The organism is Kitasatospora sp. NPDC127067 (genome assembly GCF_042724755.1).
Classification (GTDB): domain Bacteria; phylum Actinomycetota; class Actinomycetes; order Streptomycetales; family Streptomycetaceae; genus Kitasatospora; species Kitasatospora lactacystinica.
The window spans coordinates 25617-41693 of record NZ_JBHXEM010000009.1 but is presented as its reverse complement, the minus strand read 5'-3'; the positions used below and the strand labels follow the sequence as shown (position 1 = coordinate 41693).

Annotated in this window: 14 protein-coding genes; 5 read left to right on the top strand and 9 right to left on the bottom strand. The window is 73.4% G+C overall.

Going from position 1 to position 16077, the window contains the following annotated elements:
- Positions 1-42: 42 nt before the first annotated feature.
- From ACFWJ4_RS06075 to ACFWJ4_RS06065, 3 genes are all read right to left on the bottom strand, one after another.
- Complete coding sequence (locus ACFWJ4_RS06075; protein ID WP_380539731.1) at positions 43-1242, bottom strand: cytochrome P450; 1200 nt, start codon at positions 1240-1242, stop codon at positions 43-45.
- A gap of 87 nt (positions 1243-1329) precedes the next feature.
- Entirely contained in the window at positions 1330-2307 is a 978-nt protein-coding gene (locus ACFWJ4_RS06070) for a pentalenene synthase (protein ID WP_380539729.1), read from the bottom strand.
- A 57-nt stretch (positions 2308-2364) separates the two neighbouring features.
- Entirely contained in the window at positions 2365-3723 is a 1359-nt protein-coding gene (locus ACFWJ4_RS06065) for a cytochrome P450 (RefSeq protein ID WP_380539726.1), read from the bottom strand.
- Positions 3724-3996: 273 nt separating this feature from the next.
- On the opposite strand from ACFWJ4_RS06065, the gene ACFWJ4_RS06060 reads away from it, so the two are divergent.
- Positions 3997-5463 carry a pyridoxal phosphate-dependent decarboxylase family protein gene (locus ACFWJ4_RS06060; RefSeq protein WP_380539723.1) on the top strand — a complete coding sequence of 489 codons (1467 nt, stop codon included), beginning with the start codon at positions 3997-3999 and terminating at the stop codon, positions 5461-5463.
- 46 nt (positions 5464-5509) lie between these two features.
- Here the strand turns inward: ACFWJ4_RS06060 and ACFWJ4_RS06055 are convergent, their stop codons facing one another.
- Both ACFWJ4_RS06055 and ACFWJ4_RS06050 read right to left on the bottom strand, forming a co-directional pair.
- Positions 5510-6013: a DinB family protein gene (locus ACFWJ4_RS06055; protein ID WP_380539721.1), complete on the bottom strand. Its 504-nt coding sequence runs from the start codon at positions 6011-6013 to the stop codon at positions 5510-5512.
- Positions 6014-6079: 66 nt separating this feature from the next.
- The gene (locus ACFWJ4_RS06050) at positions 6080-6526 is read right to left on the bottom strand and encodes a hypothetical protein (protein ID WP_359897175.1); all 447 of its coding nucleotides are present in this window, start codon (positions 6524-6526) and stop codon (positions 6080-6082) included.
- Between the two features lie 280 nt (positions 6527-6806).
- Here ACFWJ4_RS06050 and ACFWJ4_RS06045 point away from each other — a divergent pair, with 280 nt between their 5' ends.
- Entirely contained in the window at positions 6807-7235 is a 429-nt protein-coding gene (locus ACFWJ4_RS06045) for a PPOX class F420-dependent oxidoreductase (protein WP_380539719.1), read from the top strand.
- A 94-nt stretch (positions 7236-7329) separates the two neighbouring features.
- On the opposite strand, the gene ACFWJ4_RS06040 is transcribed toward ACFWJ4_RS06045, so the two are convergent.
- Entirely contained in the window at positions 7330-8121 is a 792-nt protein-coding gene (locus tag ACFWJ4_RS06040) for a putative protein N(5)-glutamine methyltransferase (RefSeq protein ID WP_380539716.1), read from the bottom strand.
- A 381-nt stretch (positions 8122-8502) separates the two neighbouring features.
- Between ACFWJ4_RS06040 and ACFWJ4_RS06035 the strand changes: the two genes are divergently transcribed.
- The 3 genes from ACFWJ4_RS06035 (at position 8503) to ACFWJ4_RS06025 (ending at position 12994) form a co-directional block, all read left to right on the top strand.
- A complete protein-coding gene (locus tag ACFWJ4_RS06035) occupies positions 8503-11538 on the top strand; it encodes a hypothetical protein (RefSeq protein ID WP_380539713.1) in 3036 nt (1011 codons plus the stop codon).
- Between the two features lie 218 nt (positions 11539-11756).
- On the top strand, positions 11757-12245 hold the full coding sequence (locus ACFWJ4_RS06030; protein ID WP_380539710.1) for a GNAT family N-acetyltransferase: 489 nt from the start codon (positions 11757-11759) through the stop codon (positions 12243-12245).
- Positions 12242-12994, top strand: coding sequence for a hypothetical protein (locus tag ACFWJ4_RS06025; RefSeq protein ID WP_380539708.1), 753 nt, complete (start codon positions 12242-12244; stop codon positions 12992-12994). The genes ACFWJ4_RS06030 and ACFWJ4_RS06025 overlap by 4 nt, the downstream gene beginning before the upstream one ends.
- A gap of 129 nt (positions 12995-13123) precedes the next feature.
- Here ACFWJ4_RS06025 and ACFWJ4_RS06020 read toward each other — a convergent pair whose 3' ends face one another.
- From ACFWJ4_RS06020 to ACFWJ4_RS06010, 3 genes are all read right to left on the bottom strand, one after another.
- A complete protein-coding gene (locus ACFWJ4_RS06020; protein WP_380539705.1) occupies positions 13124-13837 on the bottom strand; it encodes a ScbR family autoregulator-binding transcription factor in 714 nt (237 codons plus the stop codon).
- Between the two features lie 135 nt (positions 13838-13972).
- Positions 13973-14842: a BTAD domain-containing putative transcriptional regulator gene (locus ACFWJ4_RS06015; protein WP_380539702.1), complete on the bottom strand. Its 870-nt coding sequence runs from the start codon at positions 14840-14842 to the stop codon at positions 13973-13975.
- 357 nt (positions 14843-15199) lie between these two features.
- Positions 15200-15934 (bottom strand): ScbR family autoregulator-binding transcription factor, encoded by a 735-nt coding sequence (locus ACFWJ4_RS06010; RefSeq protein ID WP_380539699.1) that lies wholly within the window; start codon positions 15932-15934, stop codon positions 15200-15202.
- Positions 15935-16077 lie beyond the last annotated feature (143 nt).

Genomic DNA, 16077 nt, shown 5'->3' with positions numbered 1-16077 from the left:
GCACCGGGCGCGGACGCCGGCCCGGCAGACCCGGCCGACCCGTCACCAGGTGACCGGGAGCGCCTCGACGCCGTAGACCGTCGACCCCTCGCGGAAGCGGAGCTCGGCCTCGGGGACGGCGAGCCGCAGGGTCGGGAAGCGCCGCAGCAGGGCCGGCAGGGCCACCTTCAGTTCCAGCCGGGCCAGTTGCTGGCCGAGGCACTGGTGGGCGCCGAAGCCGAAGGACAGCTGGGCGACCGGACGGCGGCGCAGGTCGAGGTCGTCCGGTCGCTCGGCGACGAGTTCGGGGTCGCGGTTCGCGGTCAGCGGGGAGAGCAGGACGTGCTCGCCCTCGGCGATCCGGTGGCCGTTGACCTCGACGTCGGCCACGGCGGTGCGCAGGAGCGGTGCGGGGATGGCGAGATGGCGCAGCAGTTCCTCCACCGCCGGGCCGGTGGCCCCGGGGTCGTCACGGAGGACGGCGAGCTGGTCCGGGTGGCGGAGCAGCGCCAGCACGCTCAGGGCGAGCTGGGTCGCGGTGGTCTCGTGTCCGCCGACCAGGAGGGTGGTGCCGAAGCCGATGAGCTCCTCGTCGGTGAGCTCCGCGCCGTGCTGCCGCACCACCGCGCCCAGCACGCCGTCCCCGGGGGTGGCCCGGTTGCGAGCCACGATGTCCGCCATGGCCGCGTTCAACTCGGCCGAAGAGGCGATCAGTTGACCGGCGTCGGCGGTTCCGTCCATGATCACCCGGGAGCAGCGCTGGAACATCGCCCTGGTCCCGTACGGGACGTCGAGCAGTTCGCAGATCGCCAGCGAGGGGATGGGCAGGGCGAAGGCCTCGACCAGGTCGACGGCCGGGCCCTGCTCCGCCATCGCGTCGAGGTGCTCGGAGACGATCGTCTCGATCGCGGGCCGCAGCCGCTCGACCCGGTGGACGGTGAAGCTGCCGGTGAGCATCCGGCGCAGACGGCTGTGCTCCTCGCCGCTGTAGGCGGGCAGGAAGCCCGGGTGGTTGAACAGGGTGCGCGGCAGCGACGGGTCGATGCCGTTGCCCGTCACCAGGCGCTCGTCCGCGAAGGCGGCCCGGACGTCGCCGTACCCGGTGATGACGACGGCGTCGATCTCGCCGCGCACCGGGTGGGTCACGCGCAGCCGCGGCAGGCCGTCCTCCTCGCGCATCCGGCGGAGGTCCGGCGACGGGTCGAACGGGCAGGTCCGGTCCCGTTCGGAGGCGACGAAGGACGCCGAGCGGTGGTCGGGCATGGTGCGGGCTCCTCAGCTGGATCGATCCGGGGCGCGGTCGTGCGACGGAAGGCGGGAGACGAGAGGCAGGAGGCGGGAGACGGTGGCCTACCCGTGGTACCGGGTGGAGGCGTGGTGCCAGTCGTACGCGCCGCGGATGGTGGTCTGCAGCGCCTCGGTGCAGTAGCGCTGCAGCAGGTCGCGTTCGGCCGGGTCGAGGTGGCCCGTCGCCGTGCTGCCGAGCAGGGCCCGGTGGGCACCGGTGAACAGCTCCAGGGCCTCGCCGCGGCGGCGCAGCGCCCGGTCGACCGCCTGCGGCCGGGAGAGCCCGTGGTCCCGTTCCAGGCAGAGCACCAGGTTGTTCTGCTCCCCCAGGGCCGCGTCCTTCTCCAGGGAGACGATGTCGTTGTCGCAGATGATGAAGGTCTTCGTCATCTCGCGCATGACGGACAGGTGCGGCAGCGCGTACAGGTGGTCGGGCAGGACGCAGGAGGACAGCCGCTCGGCGAGGTCGACGACCGGTGCCACTCCGATGGTGTGGCGCCGGACCCGCAGGTAGGTGCTCAGCGGCATGGGCGCACCGGACTGCCGGCTGCGCGCCTCGTGGACGTGGTGGTCGAGGTAGGAGGACCAGTGGGCCGCCGAGCGCCGGATCCAGTCCTCGGGCATGCCGTGGCAGCTGCGTCGTCGCATGTCGGCGAAGGCGGCGGCCGGCGGCAGCGGGGAGGCCTGGCCGGTGACGCCCTCCTGGACGAGTCCGACGAGGTGGCGGACCCGCTCGGGCGAGCCGCCCCACTGTTCGTCGAGCGCGTCGTCGAACAGGAAGTACCAGCTCTGCTGGTCGACGCCGATGTCCAGTTCGCTCCCGGTCGCGTTCGGATAGAACATGGCCGCGATCAGCGGGAACTGGCCCTTGAGGTGGTGGGCCCGCTCCGCTTCCGTGGACAGGAAGCCGAAGGAGCGCGGCCAGGCGAGGTGGCGGTCGTGGGCGGCCCGGAAGTCCGGGCTGATCCGGCGGGGGAAGGGGAGCTGGTCGAGGGCCGGGGCCTCCGGGTCCGGGGAGAGGATCTCTGCCGTGGTTGTCATGGTGTGGCGCACCTCCGGGGACGGGGCCGGGTCAGGGCCGTACGGGACGGGGCCGGTTCAGTCGGCCGGCCAGGGTGAGACGCGCATGGGCAGCGCGTTGGGCCGGATCAGCGCGTGGACCACCGGCCGGACCCGGTGCCCCTCGGCCGGGCGCGGCCGCCACCGGGAGACGATCGAGCGCAGGACGACCAGCATCTCGGTCATCGCGAAGTGGTCCCCGATGCACTTCCGGTTGCCGAGGGCGAACGGGACGTAGGCGCCCGGCGGCAGGTCCTTCTCGGGGCGGTCGAGCCACCGGTCCGGGTGGAACCGCAGCGGGTCCGGGTAGTGGGCCGGGTCCCGGTGCATCGTCAGCGCGCTGTAGATCAGCTCGGCGCCCTGCGGGAGGTCGACCCCGCAGACCCGCACCGGTTCCAGGGCACGCCGCATCAGCAGCCAGCTGGGCTGGTGGAGCCGGAGCACCTCGCGGAGGAACCGCTCGGTGAACGGGAGCGTCGCCGCGCCGGGCAGGGCGCCGGCGGGCAGGGCTTCGCACTCGGCCCTGATCCGCTCGGTGAGCTCCGGGCGCCGTCCGATCTCGTGGAGCGCCCAGGCCAGGGTGGTGGACGTGGTCTCGGCGCCGGCCATGAGCAGGGACAGCAGCTCGTCGCGGGCCTCCACGTCGGTCATTCCCTGTGGGTTGCCCGGGGTTCCGGCGAACATGATCGAGAGCAGGTCGCCGCCGGCGGCCGGGTCCTGGCGGGCCTGCCGGACGGCGGTGTCCGCGAGTTCGCGCAGTGCCGCCGCCGCGGCCAGGTACCTGCGGTGCCCCAGCACGCGTGAGGACGCGATCGGAGCGGGCAGGACGGTGCCCACGAAGACCCCGCGCATCACCGTGGTCAACTGCTCGGCGACGCGTTCCCCGAGCTCGGCCACGGCCGCGGCGCCGTCCGGGCGTTCGGTGCTGAACAGGGTCGACACGAGCATGACCGTCATCATCCGGCGCAGCACCAGGTCCATGGCGATCACCTGGCCCGGGCGCCAGGACGACACCTGCTCCTCGGCGATGTCGGTCATCGTGCCGACGCTCGCGGCGATGCTGTCCCGGTGGAAGGCCGGCTGGAGCGCGCGCCGTTGGCGGAGGTGGAAATCCCGCTCGGAGGTGATGATGCCGTTCCCGATGAATGGCCGCGCGACGTCGAACAGCAGTCCTTTGCCGAACTTCCTGCTCTGCTTCAGGAGAACGTCGTGGACGGCCTCCGGTGAGTTCAGGACGAACACCGGACGATTCCCGAGGAATATCCTGACGATGTCGCCCCGGGCCCTGACCGACTGCAGGAACTCCACCCGCTGGACGGCCAGCTGCGGCAGGTGGCCGAGCAGCGGGAAGCGCCCCGGCGCCACGGGGGCCGCCACGGGAGCGGTGGTGGAACGCACAGCCCCGCACCTCCCTGAAGTCTCGGATCGAAAATCCGCCCGACATTGGAACGTTCACTCGCTCGCGGTGCACGGTGATCATCGTCCGCCGGATCGGGAGAGGTCAAGGGACCGGCCGAAAATGCACCGCCGGAGTGATTTTGAGCCGAACGGCGCGAATTCCCCCACCTCCCCGTGTGTTTCAGGCCACCCGTCCCGGATTGGACCGGGACGCGGTCCGCGCCCCGCCGTTAGCCTCGGGCGCACCGCCCGGTCGATCAACGGAGAATCGTCATGCACCCCGAACTCGCCGCCGATCTCGGCCGGTTGCCGGAGCTCCTGGAGGAGACCCGGCAGCGTGCGCTCGCCTTCCTGGAGACCCTCGACGAACGGCCCGCGATCGGACGGGCCGGCGCGGAGCAGGGCGGCGCCGAGCAGGGCGGCGCGGAGACCGCCGGCGCGGAGACCGCTGGTGCGAAGAACGCCGGCGCGGAGACCGCCGGCGCGCCGCTCGCCGAGGAGGGCGGCGGAGTGCGGGCCGCCCTGGCGGAGTTCGCGCAGCGCTGGGAGCCGCGGCTGTCGGCGAGTGCCGGGCCGCGCTACTTCGGGTTCGTGACCGGCGGGGCGACGCCGGCGGCGCTCGCGGGCGACTGGCTGACCTCGGCCGTGGACCAGAACTCCAACTCCTCGCTGGATCCGGCCGGTCAGCAGCTGGAGCGGGAGACGGTCGGGTGGCTGCGCGAGCTGTTCGGGCTCTCGGCGGCGCACCGCGGCACCTTCGTGAGCGGCGCGACGATGTCGAACACGGTGGGGCTGGCGATCGCCCGCGAGTGGCTGGGCGAGCGGCTCGGCGTGGACGTCGCCGAGGACGGGGTCGGCGCGCTGGGCCCGGTCCCGGTGCTGTCGGGCAGTGCGCACTCCAGCGTCGCCAAGGCACTGTCGGTGCTGGGCCTGGGCCGGACGGCGCTGCGGACGGTGCCCGTCCTGCCGGGCCGGGAGGCGGTGGACGTGGCCGCGCTGGAGCGGGCACTGACCGAGGCTCAGGGGCCGTGCATCGTGGTGGCCAACGCCGGGACGGTCAACACCGTCGACTTCGACGACCTGCGCGCGATCGCCGCGCTGCGCGAGCGGTACGGGTTCTGGCTGCACGTGGACGCCGCGTTCGGCGCCTTCGCCGCGCTGTCGCCGGAGCACGCGGAGCTGGTGGCGGGGCTGGACCTCGCCGACTCGGTCTGCGTCGACCTGCACAAGTGGCTCAACGTGCCCTACGACAGCGCCGTGCAGTTCACCCGCCGCCCGGACCTCCAGGCCCGGGTCTTCCAGAACGCCGCCGCCTACCTCGGCCCTCTGAGCGAGCACCCGGACCTGGTCCACCTCACGCCGGAGAACTCCCACCGGCTGCGCGCCCTCGCCGCCTGGTTCACCCTGCGGGCGTACGGCCGTTCCGGGCACCGGGAGATCGTGGAGCGCTGCATCGCCGGTGCCCGGGCGCTCGGCGCGGAGGTGGCCCGGATCGAGGGCCTGGAGCTGCTCGCCCCGGTGCGGCTGAACGTCGTCTGCTTCTCGCTGACGGCCGACCCGACCCCGGAGCGGCTGGCCGCACTAGCCGACGGGCTGGCCGGCGAGGCCTTCCTCACCCCCACCCGCTACGCGGGGCGGCCCGCCCTGCGCGCGGCGTTCAGCAACTGGCGCACCACCGAGGCGGACGTCCGGCGGACGGCGCGGGCGCTGGCCCGGGCCGTCCGCGGGCTGACGGCCTGAGCGCGTGCAGCGGACCGCGCCGGGACGGGCCGGGCGGAGTCCGGGGTCAGCTCCGGTTGTGGTCGCCCGTCCCCCCGTCGATCAGCTCGCGCAGGATGTCCATGTGCCCGGTGTGCCGGGCCGTCTCCGTGGTCATGTGGATCAGCACCCAGCGCAGCGAGACGGAGTTCCCCGACCAGGAGGTGCCGAGGTCGTCCAGTGCCAGCTCCCGGATCGTCTCGTCGGCGCCGGCCCGGGCCCGGGCGTAGAAGGCCAGGACGTCCGCCGTCGACTCGTGCGGCTCCACCCGCATGTCGGAGGAGTCGTCGGCGTCGATGTCGAACGGCAGCGGTCCGCTCTCCCGACCGAACGTCTCCCGGAACCAGCCGAGTTCGGCGCCGCCGAGGTGCTTCACCAGCCCCAGCAGATTGGTCCCGGAGGGCGTCATCGGACGGCGCAGCTGCTCGTCGTCCAGCCCCTCCAGCTTCCACAGCACCACATCGCGGTGCCGGTCCAGCGCCGCATGAAGGCTTTCCTTCTCCCCACCCGTGAAGGGCACACGATTGCTCATGCCGGGGACCGTACCAGCCGGCACCGACAGTCCGGCCCTGCGGCCACGGCCCCCGGCCGTCCGGGATCACGGGTGCGCCCCGTCCCCGTACACGCCGCCCGCCCGGTCGGTCAGGCCGGCCATGATCTCCGCGTGGGCGAGGTTCATGAAGTGCAGCGGCCGCCAGCGGGAGCGGTGGTCGGGGTGGTCGCGGAACCGGTCGGCCGTCTCGCACAGCCGCTCCCACCAGATCATGGCGTCCTGGCGCATCCGCTGCGTCCAGCCGGGCTCGTCGTTGCGGCCCTCCAGGACCACCTCCTCCCAGGCCACCAGGACGTCCGAGAGGAAGACGCAGTCGGCGGCGGTGATCTCCGCCAGCCGCTCGGCGGCGAACCGGGCACCGGTGCCCTCGGGTTGGGCCCGGACCAGCTCGCGCATGCGGGCGGCCAGGAAGGCCTGCAGCGGGGTGACGTCGTCGGTGTGGAGGTCGTCGGAGAACTCCAGCAGTTCCACCGGCTTGCGTTCGCGTGCCATCGTGCGGTGTCCCCTCGACTCGGACGGTGCGCATCCGCTGACGGACCGTCACCGTTTTCGCGACCGACCATAGCGGCTCACGCCGGACATCACGGCGGATTCCCGAACCTTCCGCACCGGCCCGCCGGTCCGTGCCATCATGCGCGGCCTCCCGCCCCACCTGCCCGGCGGGCCTCGCCCAGCACGCCCGACGCACCGCACCCCGCCCACCCGGCGGACCTCGCCCAACACGCGTGGCGGACCTTGCCCTCACACCGGTGTGAAGGTCGATGATGCTGCCATGACCGCCACTGCTTTCGACCCGTACGCCCTGCTCGCGCAGAGCCGCCTCGGCGTCCTCGCCACCATCAAGGCGGACGGCCGCCCGCAGCTCTCCCCCGTCATGCCGTTCTACGACCGGGACGCGAACGCCATCCTGATCTCCACCCGGGACGGGCTGGCCAAGACGGCCAACCTGCGCCGGGACCCGCGGGCCAGTCTGGAGGTGACCGGGCCGGACGGCCGCTCCTGGGTCACCGCCGAGGGCGTGGCCACCCTGACCGGACCGGGCACCGACCCCGAGGGGCCGGAGGTCGAGGCGCTGGTGGACTACTACCGCCGCGCCGCCGGGGAGCACCCGGACTGGGCGGAGTACCGCCAGGCGATGGTCTCCGACCGCCGGGTGCTCCTCACCGTCCCGGTCGACCACGTGTACGGCACCCGCATCTGACCGGCTCCGGCCCGGCCGCCGTCACGGGGGAACGGCGGCCGGGCCGGGCCCCGACTCGGGACCGCGGGAGAACTCCCCTCGGCAGCCGGGCGGTTCAGCGCAGTGTCGCGGTGACCACCGTGGCGTCCAGGTCCTCCTCCCGGCTCTCCACCGCTGCCAGCCCGGCCGTCCGGGTCACCGCGAGGGCCGCCGGCGCCTGCCGCTCGCTGGTCTCGAACAGCAGCGACCCGCCGGGCGCCAGCCACCGCGGCGCCTCGGCGACCACCCGCCGCAGCACGTCCAGTCCGTCCGCCCCGCCGTCCAACGCGGGCCGGGCCTCGTGCAGCCGCGCCTCGGGCGGCAGCAGGCCGAGGTCGCCGGTCGGGACGTAGGGGACGTTGGCGATCAGCACGTCCACCCGGCCCGCCAGTTCCGGTGGCACGGCGGCGAACAGGTCGCCCTCGAAGACCCCCGCCGCGGCGCCGGCCAGGTTGCGGCGGGCGCAGCGGACCGCGCCCGGATCGATGTCGGCCGCGTACAGCTCGACCGGGTGCGCGGCCGCGGCCGCCACCGCGGCGCCCAGCGCGCCGCTGCCGCAGCACAGGTCGAGCACCACCGTGCCCGGGGCGGTCAACGCGGTGGCGGCGGAGACCAGGAACTCGCTGCGGCGGCGCGGGACGAAGACGCCCGGGTCGACGGCGATCCGCAGCCCGGCGAACTCGGCCCAGCCGACGACGTGTTCGAGCGGCCGCCCGTCGGCGCGGGAGCGGACCATGGCGGCCAGGTCGGCGGGCGAGGCGGCGGCGGAGAGCAGGATCCGCGCCTCGTCCTCGGCGAACACGCAACCGGCGGCGCGCAGCCGGGAGACCACGGAGGAACGGAGGGAGGCGGAGGAGAAAACCGGCAAGAGAACCCCTTTGGGGGAGGACGGGAGGACTGACGACTCCGTCAGGGCTCCCGCGAGGGCCGACACCTCGTCGGCGCGCCGGCCGCGCTATGCGCGCGGGGCGCCGACGCGGCCGCGCTCCGGGAGCACCCGCTCGGACATTCCGGTAATGGGTCTCACCTCCCTGAGTCGCGGTCATACTCGGCGTCGGCCACCCTACCGCACCGCCGGGCAAGGATGATCGGAATGATTCCGAAGGACCCTGCCACACCTCCGGCAATCCCCTCCGACCGACCACCGGTCGCCGACACTCCCATGACCCCTCGCTCGTCCGAGCGATTCGACAGGTCCACTGACAGTACTTGGCGATAACGGACCGTAGCGGCCGCGCATAGTAACGCCATGACGAGACAATCCTGCGGACCGTCACGGCTTCGCGCCCGAACGGCCCGCCTCATCAGCGCCGCGGCCACCCTCGGTCTGCTCGGCGCCGGCCTCACCGCCCCGCTCGCCCAGGCCGTCGCCCCCGCCCACCACCCCGCCGCGCCGCTGCCGGAGCGGGTCCGGGCCGTGGGCACGCCCCTGCTCCAGGAGACCTTCACCGGAGCCACCGCCGACTCGCGCTTCATCGCCGTCGGCTCCGCCTGCCTCACCGGCGCGGCCCCCGCGACGCCCGGGCCGGGCGACCACCCGCTCGGCGGCTGCCCCACCGCCGAGACCGGCCCGGTGCCACCGCTGAACTCCGCACCGCTCGGCTACCTGCGGATCACCGACGCCGGCAACGACCAGAGCGGCGCGGTGCTCTTCGACCAGGCCCTGCCGGCCGGCAACGGCCTCGACGTGACCTTCGACCAGTGGCAGTACGGCAGCACCACGCCGAACACCCCGGCCGACGGCATCTCCTTCTTCCTCGTGAACGGGGACGTCTCGCTCACCCACCCCGGCGCCTTCGGCGGCAGCCTCGGCTACGCGCAGAAGCTGCCCGACGACAACCCGAACCTCACCTTCCTGCCCGGCGTCGACCGCGGCTACCTGGGCGTCGGTCTCGACGTGCTCGGCAACTACTTCGGCGACTGGGAGCAGCGCGGCAACGGCTGCGCCCAGCGCTCCCCCGCCGGTACGAGCTTCCGCATCCCCGCGCCCGGCGCCAACATGGTCACCGTCCGCGGCCCCGGCGACGGCACCACCGGCTACTGCTTCCTGACCGCGACGACCAGCAACTTCACCACCAACGGCCCCTGGCCCTCCACCCTGCCCGGCACGCTCCAGGGCCCGCTCACCACCCTGCCGCCCGGAGTCACCCCGGACCAGGCGCAGACCCTGCTGGAGCCCTCGCGCCGCCGGGTCAACGTGCACCTGACCCCGGCGCCCTCCCCGGTGCTCACGGTCTCCGTCGACTTCAACGACGGCACCGGCTCGCACCAGGTGCTGCAGACCCCCGCACCCCAGCCGGTGCCCTCGACCTACAAGTTCGGCTTCGCCGGGTCCACCGGCCTGTTCACCGACGTGCACCTGATCCGCAACGTCGTCATCAACACCGACCAGCCACTGCCCGAACTGAACCTGGTCAAGCAGGCGCACGAGCCGCTGCCCGGGCTGATCACGGTGGGCACCCCCGTCCCGTACGACTTCGTGGTCACCAACTCCGGGAACGTGCCGATCACCAACCTGGCCGTCAACGACCCGAAGGTCGGACCGGTCAACTGCCCGGTGAGCACCCTGGCCCCCCGTGACACCGTGACCTGTACGGCGACGTACCTGGTCACCGCCGCCGACGCCGCCCAGGGCCACGTCGCCAACACGGCCCAGGCCACCGGGACCACCGACGGGGGCCCGGTCACCTCGCCACCGGCCTCGGAGAACGTGCCGGTGATCGCGCCACCGGGGATCACCCTCGTCAAGCACGTCGACGCCGCCGAGCCCTTCCACGTCGGCGACACCGTGCCTTACACCTACGTGGTCACCAACACCGGCGGGAGCGAGGTGACCAACCTCGCGCTGACGGACGACAAGGTCACGGGGATCACCTGCGACTCCACCACCCTGGCTCCGGCCGGCAGCCCCGGGGACAGCACCCAGTGCCACGGCAGCTACGTCGTGACGGCCACCGACGCGCAGGCCGGGCAGGTCACCAACCACGCCCACGCCACCGGGACGTCGAACAGCCAGCCGGTCACCTCACCGGAGGCCGATGCCACCGTCACGGTGGTCGGCCCGTCCTCGATCGGTCTGACCAAGCAGGCGGACACCGCCGGCCCCGTCCACGTCGGGGACACCGTGCACTACACCTACACGGTCACCAACACCGGGACGACCACGCTGAACAACCTCGTCGTCGTCGACGACCACGCCCCGCAGGTGACCTGCGACCGGACGACCCTGGACGCCGGAGCGAGCACCCCCTGCCACGGCACCTACACCGTGACCGAGGCCGACCTGCGACTCGGCCACGTCACCAACACCGCCCAGGCGGAGGCCACCGGCCCGCAGGGGCAGACGGTGGTGAGTCCCATCGCCCAGGTCACACTGCAGGTCGTCGGCGTCGCCAGGCTCGACCTGCGGAAGCAGGCCGACAGCGCCGGACCGTTCCACGTCGGCGACACCGTGCCGTACACCTACACGGTCACCAACACCGGGAACACCACGCTGAACAACCTGACCGTCAGCGACGACCACGTCCAAGCGGTGACCTGCGACCGGACCGGCCTGGACGCCGGCGAGAGCACCACCTGCCACGGCAGCTACACCGTGACCGAGGCCGACGCCCAGGCCGGGCACGTCACCAACACCGCCCACGCCAACGGCACCGACCCGCAGGGACAGAACGTCCAGAGCCCGCCGGCCCGGGCCACCGTCCAGGTGGTCACCGCCGGAGAGTCCTCACTGTCCATCACCAAGCGGTCCGACGCCGAGGGGACCGTACACCCGGGTGACACCATCACCTACCTGTACGCGGTGACCAACACCGGGTCGACCACGCTCACCGACGTCACCGTCAGCGACGACCGCGTCCAAGGGGTGACCTGCGAGCAGACCACACTCGCCCCGTGGGAGAGCACCCTGTGCCACGGCACCTACACCGTGACCGAGGAGGACGCCCGGGCGGGCAGCATCACCAACACCGCCCACGCCACCGCCCGCGACCCGGAGGGAGGGACCGTGCAGAGCCCGCCGGCCGAGCTCTGCATCGCCGTCGCGCCCTGCCCGCCGAAGGGCCACGAGCACAAGGGCGGCGGGAGCCACGGCTGCCCGAGCCGCCCGGGCCACCACCCGGCGCCGCCGCAGAGTGACGGCGGCTCCGGCGGACTGCCGGACACCGGCGCTCCAACGGCCTCCGTCATGAGCGCGGGCCTGGGCGGAGCCGGGCTGCTGAGCCTCGGCGGCCTGCTGTTCTTCCGGGCCCGCCACCGCACGGCCGCCCACCGCTCCGCGGTGTGACGGACGCCTACGATCCGCCGTACGACAGCGGTCGGACCGCCCCCGATGCCTTCGGGTACCGGGGGCGGCCCGCTGTCCGAGGGCGGTCCACTGCCCGGCCGGCCGGTCCCCGAACCCTTCCGGCCGGCGCCGCGGCCGCTCCGAAACCCCTTGGACGGCACGGGGACCGGCTTGCTGAAATGGGAGACGGCCACTGTGGGAGTCGAAGGGACGCGGCGATGACCGGGATCAGGCTGCACCTGTCGGTGCGCGGCCTCACCGACGCGGACCTGCCGTCCTGCGGCTGGGTCGGCTCCCCCAAGCACGTGCGCGAGCTGGTCCACCAGATCCGCCGCGCCGAGGCGGGCGAGATCGACTACCTGGCGGTGTGCACACCGGTCGGGCTCCCGGTGGCGGTCGGCGGCATCGACTACACCGTCGAACCCGGAGCCGGCACGCTCTGGCAACTCGGCGTCCACCCGGCCCTGCGGTCCTGCGGAATAGGCACGCTGCTGATCCGCTCCGCCGAGCAGCGGATCGGCGCCCGGGGCCTGACCCGCGCCGAACTCGGCGTCGAGGAGAGCAACCCGCGCGCTCGCGCCCTCTACGAACGCCTGGGCTACCGGGCCTACCGCCGAAAGCTCGACTCCTGGGACGTGGAGGCCGAGGACGGCTCGCTCCAGCGGTACGGGACGATGTGCACGCTGATGCGCAAGGACCTGGCGTGACGCCGGACTTCGCGACGTTCGTCGCCGATGCGACGGCCGACCCGGCCGTCGTCGGGCTCGTCCTCAAGGGCTCCCGGGCCCACGACGGCATGACCACCCGTCACTCCGACCACGACCTCTACGTCATCCTCGCCGACGAGGCGGCGAGCGAGCTGGCCGCACTCGACGGCTACCGCTCCGCGCGGCTCGACCTGGTCGTCACCACCCTCGAACGGTTCCGCCGGCCCGCCGACTGGGAGCGGTACGCCGTCGCCCGTTCCCGGGTGCTGGTCGACCGCCGCGACGGGGAGATCGTGCGAATCGTCGCCGCGATGGGACGGCTCGGCGCCGAGGAGGCGTTCCGGTCCGGCGCCGCCCTGCTGGACGCCTACGCCAACTCGCTCTACCGCTCGGTCAAGAACCACCGCGACGGCAACCCGCTCGCCGGCCACCTCGACGCGGCCGCCGGTGTCGGGTTCCTGCTCGACCTGCTCTTCGCCCTGGACCGCCGACCGCGCCCCTACAACAAGTACCTGGCCTGGGAGCTGCACCGCTTCCCGCTGCCCGGCTGGGACAGCGCCGCGCTGCTGGACACCGTCGCCCGGATCACCGCCACCGGCGAAGTGGCGCCGCAGCAGCGACTCTTCGCCCGGGTCGAGGCGGCGGCCCGGGCCGCCGGCCACGCGGCGGTGCTGGACGCCTGGGGCGAGGACCTGCTCCTGATGCGGCCCCACCCGGACGCCCCGACCCACCGGCCCGTCCGGCCCTGACCGACAGTCCGATCGGGCGAAACGGCCCGGAACGTCCCCTCGGACGGGCCGGTCTCGAACGGCCCGCTCTCAGGCGGGCCGGTCTCGGGCGGACCGGTCTCGGGCGGGCCGGTCTCGGGCGGGCCGCTCTCAGGCGGGCCGCGGGGCCGACGGCCTGGTGCGGTAGCCGCCGACCGTGCCCGGACGCACCAGACAGGGCAGCAGCCAGTCCCAGAGGGCGCCGACCCTGCGGGCACGCTCCTCGGCTGGGCAACCGTCCGCGAACACCACCTCCAGACCGCAGGCGGCGGTCACCACCAGGGTCTCCGGGCCGAGGCCGCCCGCGCGGTCGCGCAGCTCGCCCGCGCGGCGGGCACCGGCCAGCAGGTCGCGCACCACCCCCGCCCAGACGCTGTGGAAACCGCGGATGTCGGCGAAGGCCGGCTGCCTGGAATCGGCCGTGGCGGGCCCGGCCGTGGCGGGCCCCGACGTGGTGGGCGCGGACGTGGTGGGCGCGCTCTGCCAGCCGGCGTCCTCGCGGCCGAGGCGGAAGGCCGCTCGGATCACCGGGTCCGCCCCGAGGGCGTCGACCAGCCAGTACCCCGCGTCGATCAACCCCTGGAGCGGGGAGGAAGCCGCACGCAGCTCCGCGCACGCCGACCGCAGCGAGCGCTCGGCCTGACCGGACACCGCTCTGGCCAGCTCCTCCTTGGAGGCGAAGTGGAAGTACAGCGCCCCCTTCGTCACCCCGGCGGCCGCGGCGATCTCGCCGAGGGTGGCACCGGCGTAGCCGCGGCGGTCGAACAGTACCGCCCCCGCCTCCACCAGCCGCCCGCGCGTCCGTTCCGACCTCTCCTGGACCACCCGTCCCACAACCCCTCACAACGACAAGCAGGTTCCGACCGGACCGCGACCGCCCCAGGACGGGCGCCGCGGCCTCCGACGGCCGTCCGCGGCCGGTTCCACCGATGCGGCACCGGCTGCGGACGACCGTCGGGTTCACCCGACCCGGCTGAACCGGGCCGTCGCCCCCGGTCCGGCGGCCACGCCCGCACCGGCGGGCTCGCGCTCCGTCGCACGATCCGCCGCACGCTCCGGCCCGGCGAGCAGGATGGAGCGCTGCAGCCGCCGCAGTCCGACCGAGGGCTCCATGCCCAACTCCCTTACCAGGGTGTTCCGCAGGCGCTGGTACGCCTCCAGCGCCTCGCCCCGGCGGCCGGAGCGGTGCAGCGCGATCATGTACTGGCCGTGCAGGCTCTCGTGGGTGCGGTAGCGGTCCACGAGCACGGTGAGTTCGGCCAGCAGCACCCGGTGCCGGCCGAGTCGCAGGTCGGCCTCGATCCGCTGGTCCAGTGCGCAGAGCCTGGTCTCCTCCAACCGCCTGGCCTCGACGGCGAGTTGGCCGCCGACCGGGACATCGGCGAAGGCCGATCCGCGCCACAGCCCGAGGGCCTCGCCGAGCAGCCGGGCCGCCGCCGGGTAGTCCTCGCCGTCCATCGCCCGGTAGCCCGTTCCGGCCAGCCGCTCGAACTCCCGCAGGTCCGTCAGCCCTGCGCCGCTGTTCAGCATGTAACCGCCCGGCGAGGTCACCAGGACGTCCTTGGCGCAGGCCACCCCCCTCGCCGCACCGGCCGCGGCGAGCGCCCGGTCGATGAGGTCGCGCAGTTGGAGCACGTACGTCTGCACGGTGGTGCGCGCGCTGCGCGGCGGACGGCCGGACCACAGCTCGTCGGCCAGCACCCCGGCCGGCACCACCTGGTCCGCCCGCAGCGCCAGCAGGCCCAACACTTGCCGCGGCTTCGGCGCCGACGGCACCACCGACACCCCGCACACCCGGACGTCCAGCGTCCCGAGCACCCGAATTTCCACGATGACCACCCCAATCACACGGAACGCCGCAGCCCCCTTCGCCACGGCCGGCACCCGGGTCGACACCCTGGGTCAGCTGTCACCAAGTCAAAAACAGGACGCGCGGTTTGTCAATACAAAACCGAACGTGCTGTTTGTTTTGCTGGCGCCGCTCCGTTCCGTCACCCCTGGCGCGGCTTCCGCGACACTGCGCGACCCGGTCCGACTCCGGGCCCGACTCCACGCCCGACTCCGGGCCCGACTCCGGGCCGGGCCCGGGCAAAGCAAAGGCGGCGCCGGACCCCCATGGTCCCGTCGCCGCCGGTTTCGCCTTCCCCCGCCCGGATCCCCGCAGGCAGGAGCTCCGATGAGCCGCCGTCAGCCCACGCCGACCTCCGTCTGCGCCTCGACACGCGCCGAACCCGCCGCACCGCCGTCCGGCACACCGTCCGGGCCTCCGCCCTCCGCGGCCGCACGGGCCGCCGCGGCCTCGGCCACCACCTGGGCCCCGCGGTTCGGCCCCATCCGCAGCGAACCGAGCACGCCCGGAACGGCGATGCTCGGCATCAGGTGCTGGTACAGCGCGGACACCCGCAGCTCCAGGTCCGACCGGCCGCAGAGCTTCTGGGACTGGATCTGCACCCCGGTCCACGCGGCGACGAGCAGCCAGGCGGTGTCCGCCGGAACGACGTGCGGGAGCAGCTCCCCGCGCTCGCCGGCCGCGACCAGCAGCGCCTCGAACCGGTTGATCCAGCCGGGGATGGCACCGCCACCGAGGTCGTCGAAGAGGTCCTGCCCGAGCGACAGCCGGGCACCCGCGCTGAGCAGCGGGTCACGCGGCATCAGGTACGCCACCACCATCCCGGTGTCCACGAACTCCTGGAGCTTGCAGCTCCGTTCCGGAACTCCGTCCTGGACGAACTGCTCCTCCACCACGCCCTGCGCCAGATCCCGCTTCGAGGCGAAATGGAAATACACCGCACCGCGCGTCACACCGGCCCGGGAGACCACCTCGCCGATGGTCGCGCCCTCGTACCCGAACTCGTCGAAGACCGAGGCCGCCGCCTCCAGGATCAGCCGACGTGTCCGGAGCGCCCGTTCCTGCCGTACCACCGAAACCACCCCGCCCTGAGCTCCCGGAAAACAAAACCAAACACCCCGTATCTTAGCTTCGCCTCACCCACGACCGACAAGACGATGTCGATGAATCCCGCCAACCACTCCCTCTCTCCACGACCCGTCAGACCCCACCGTCC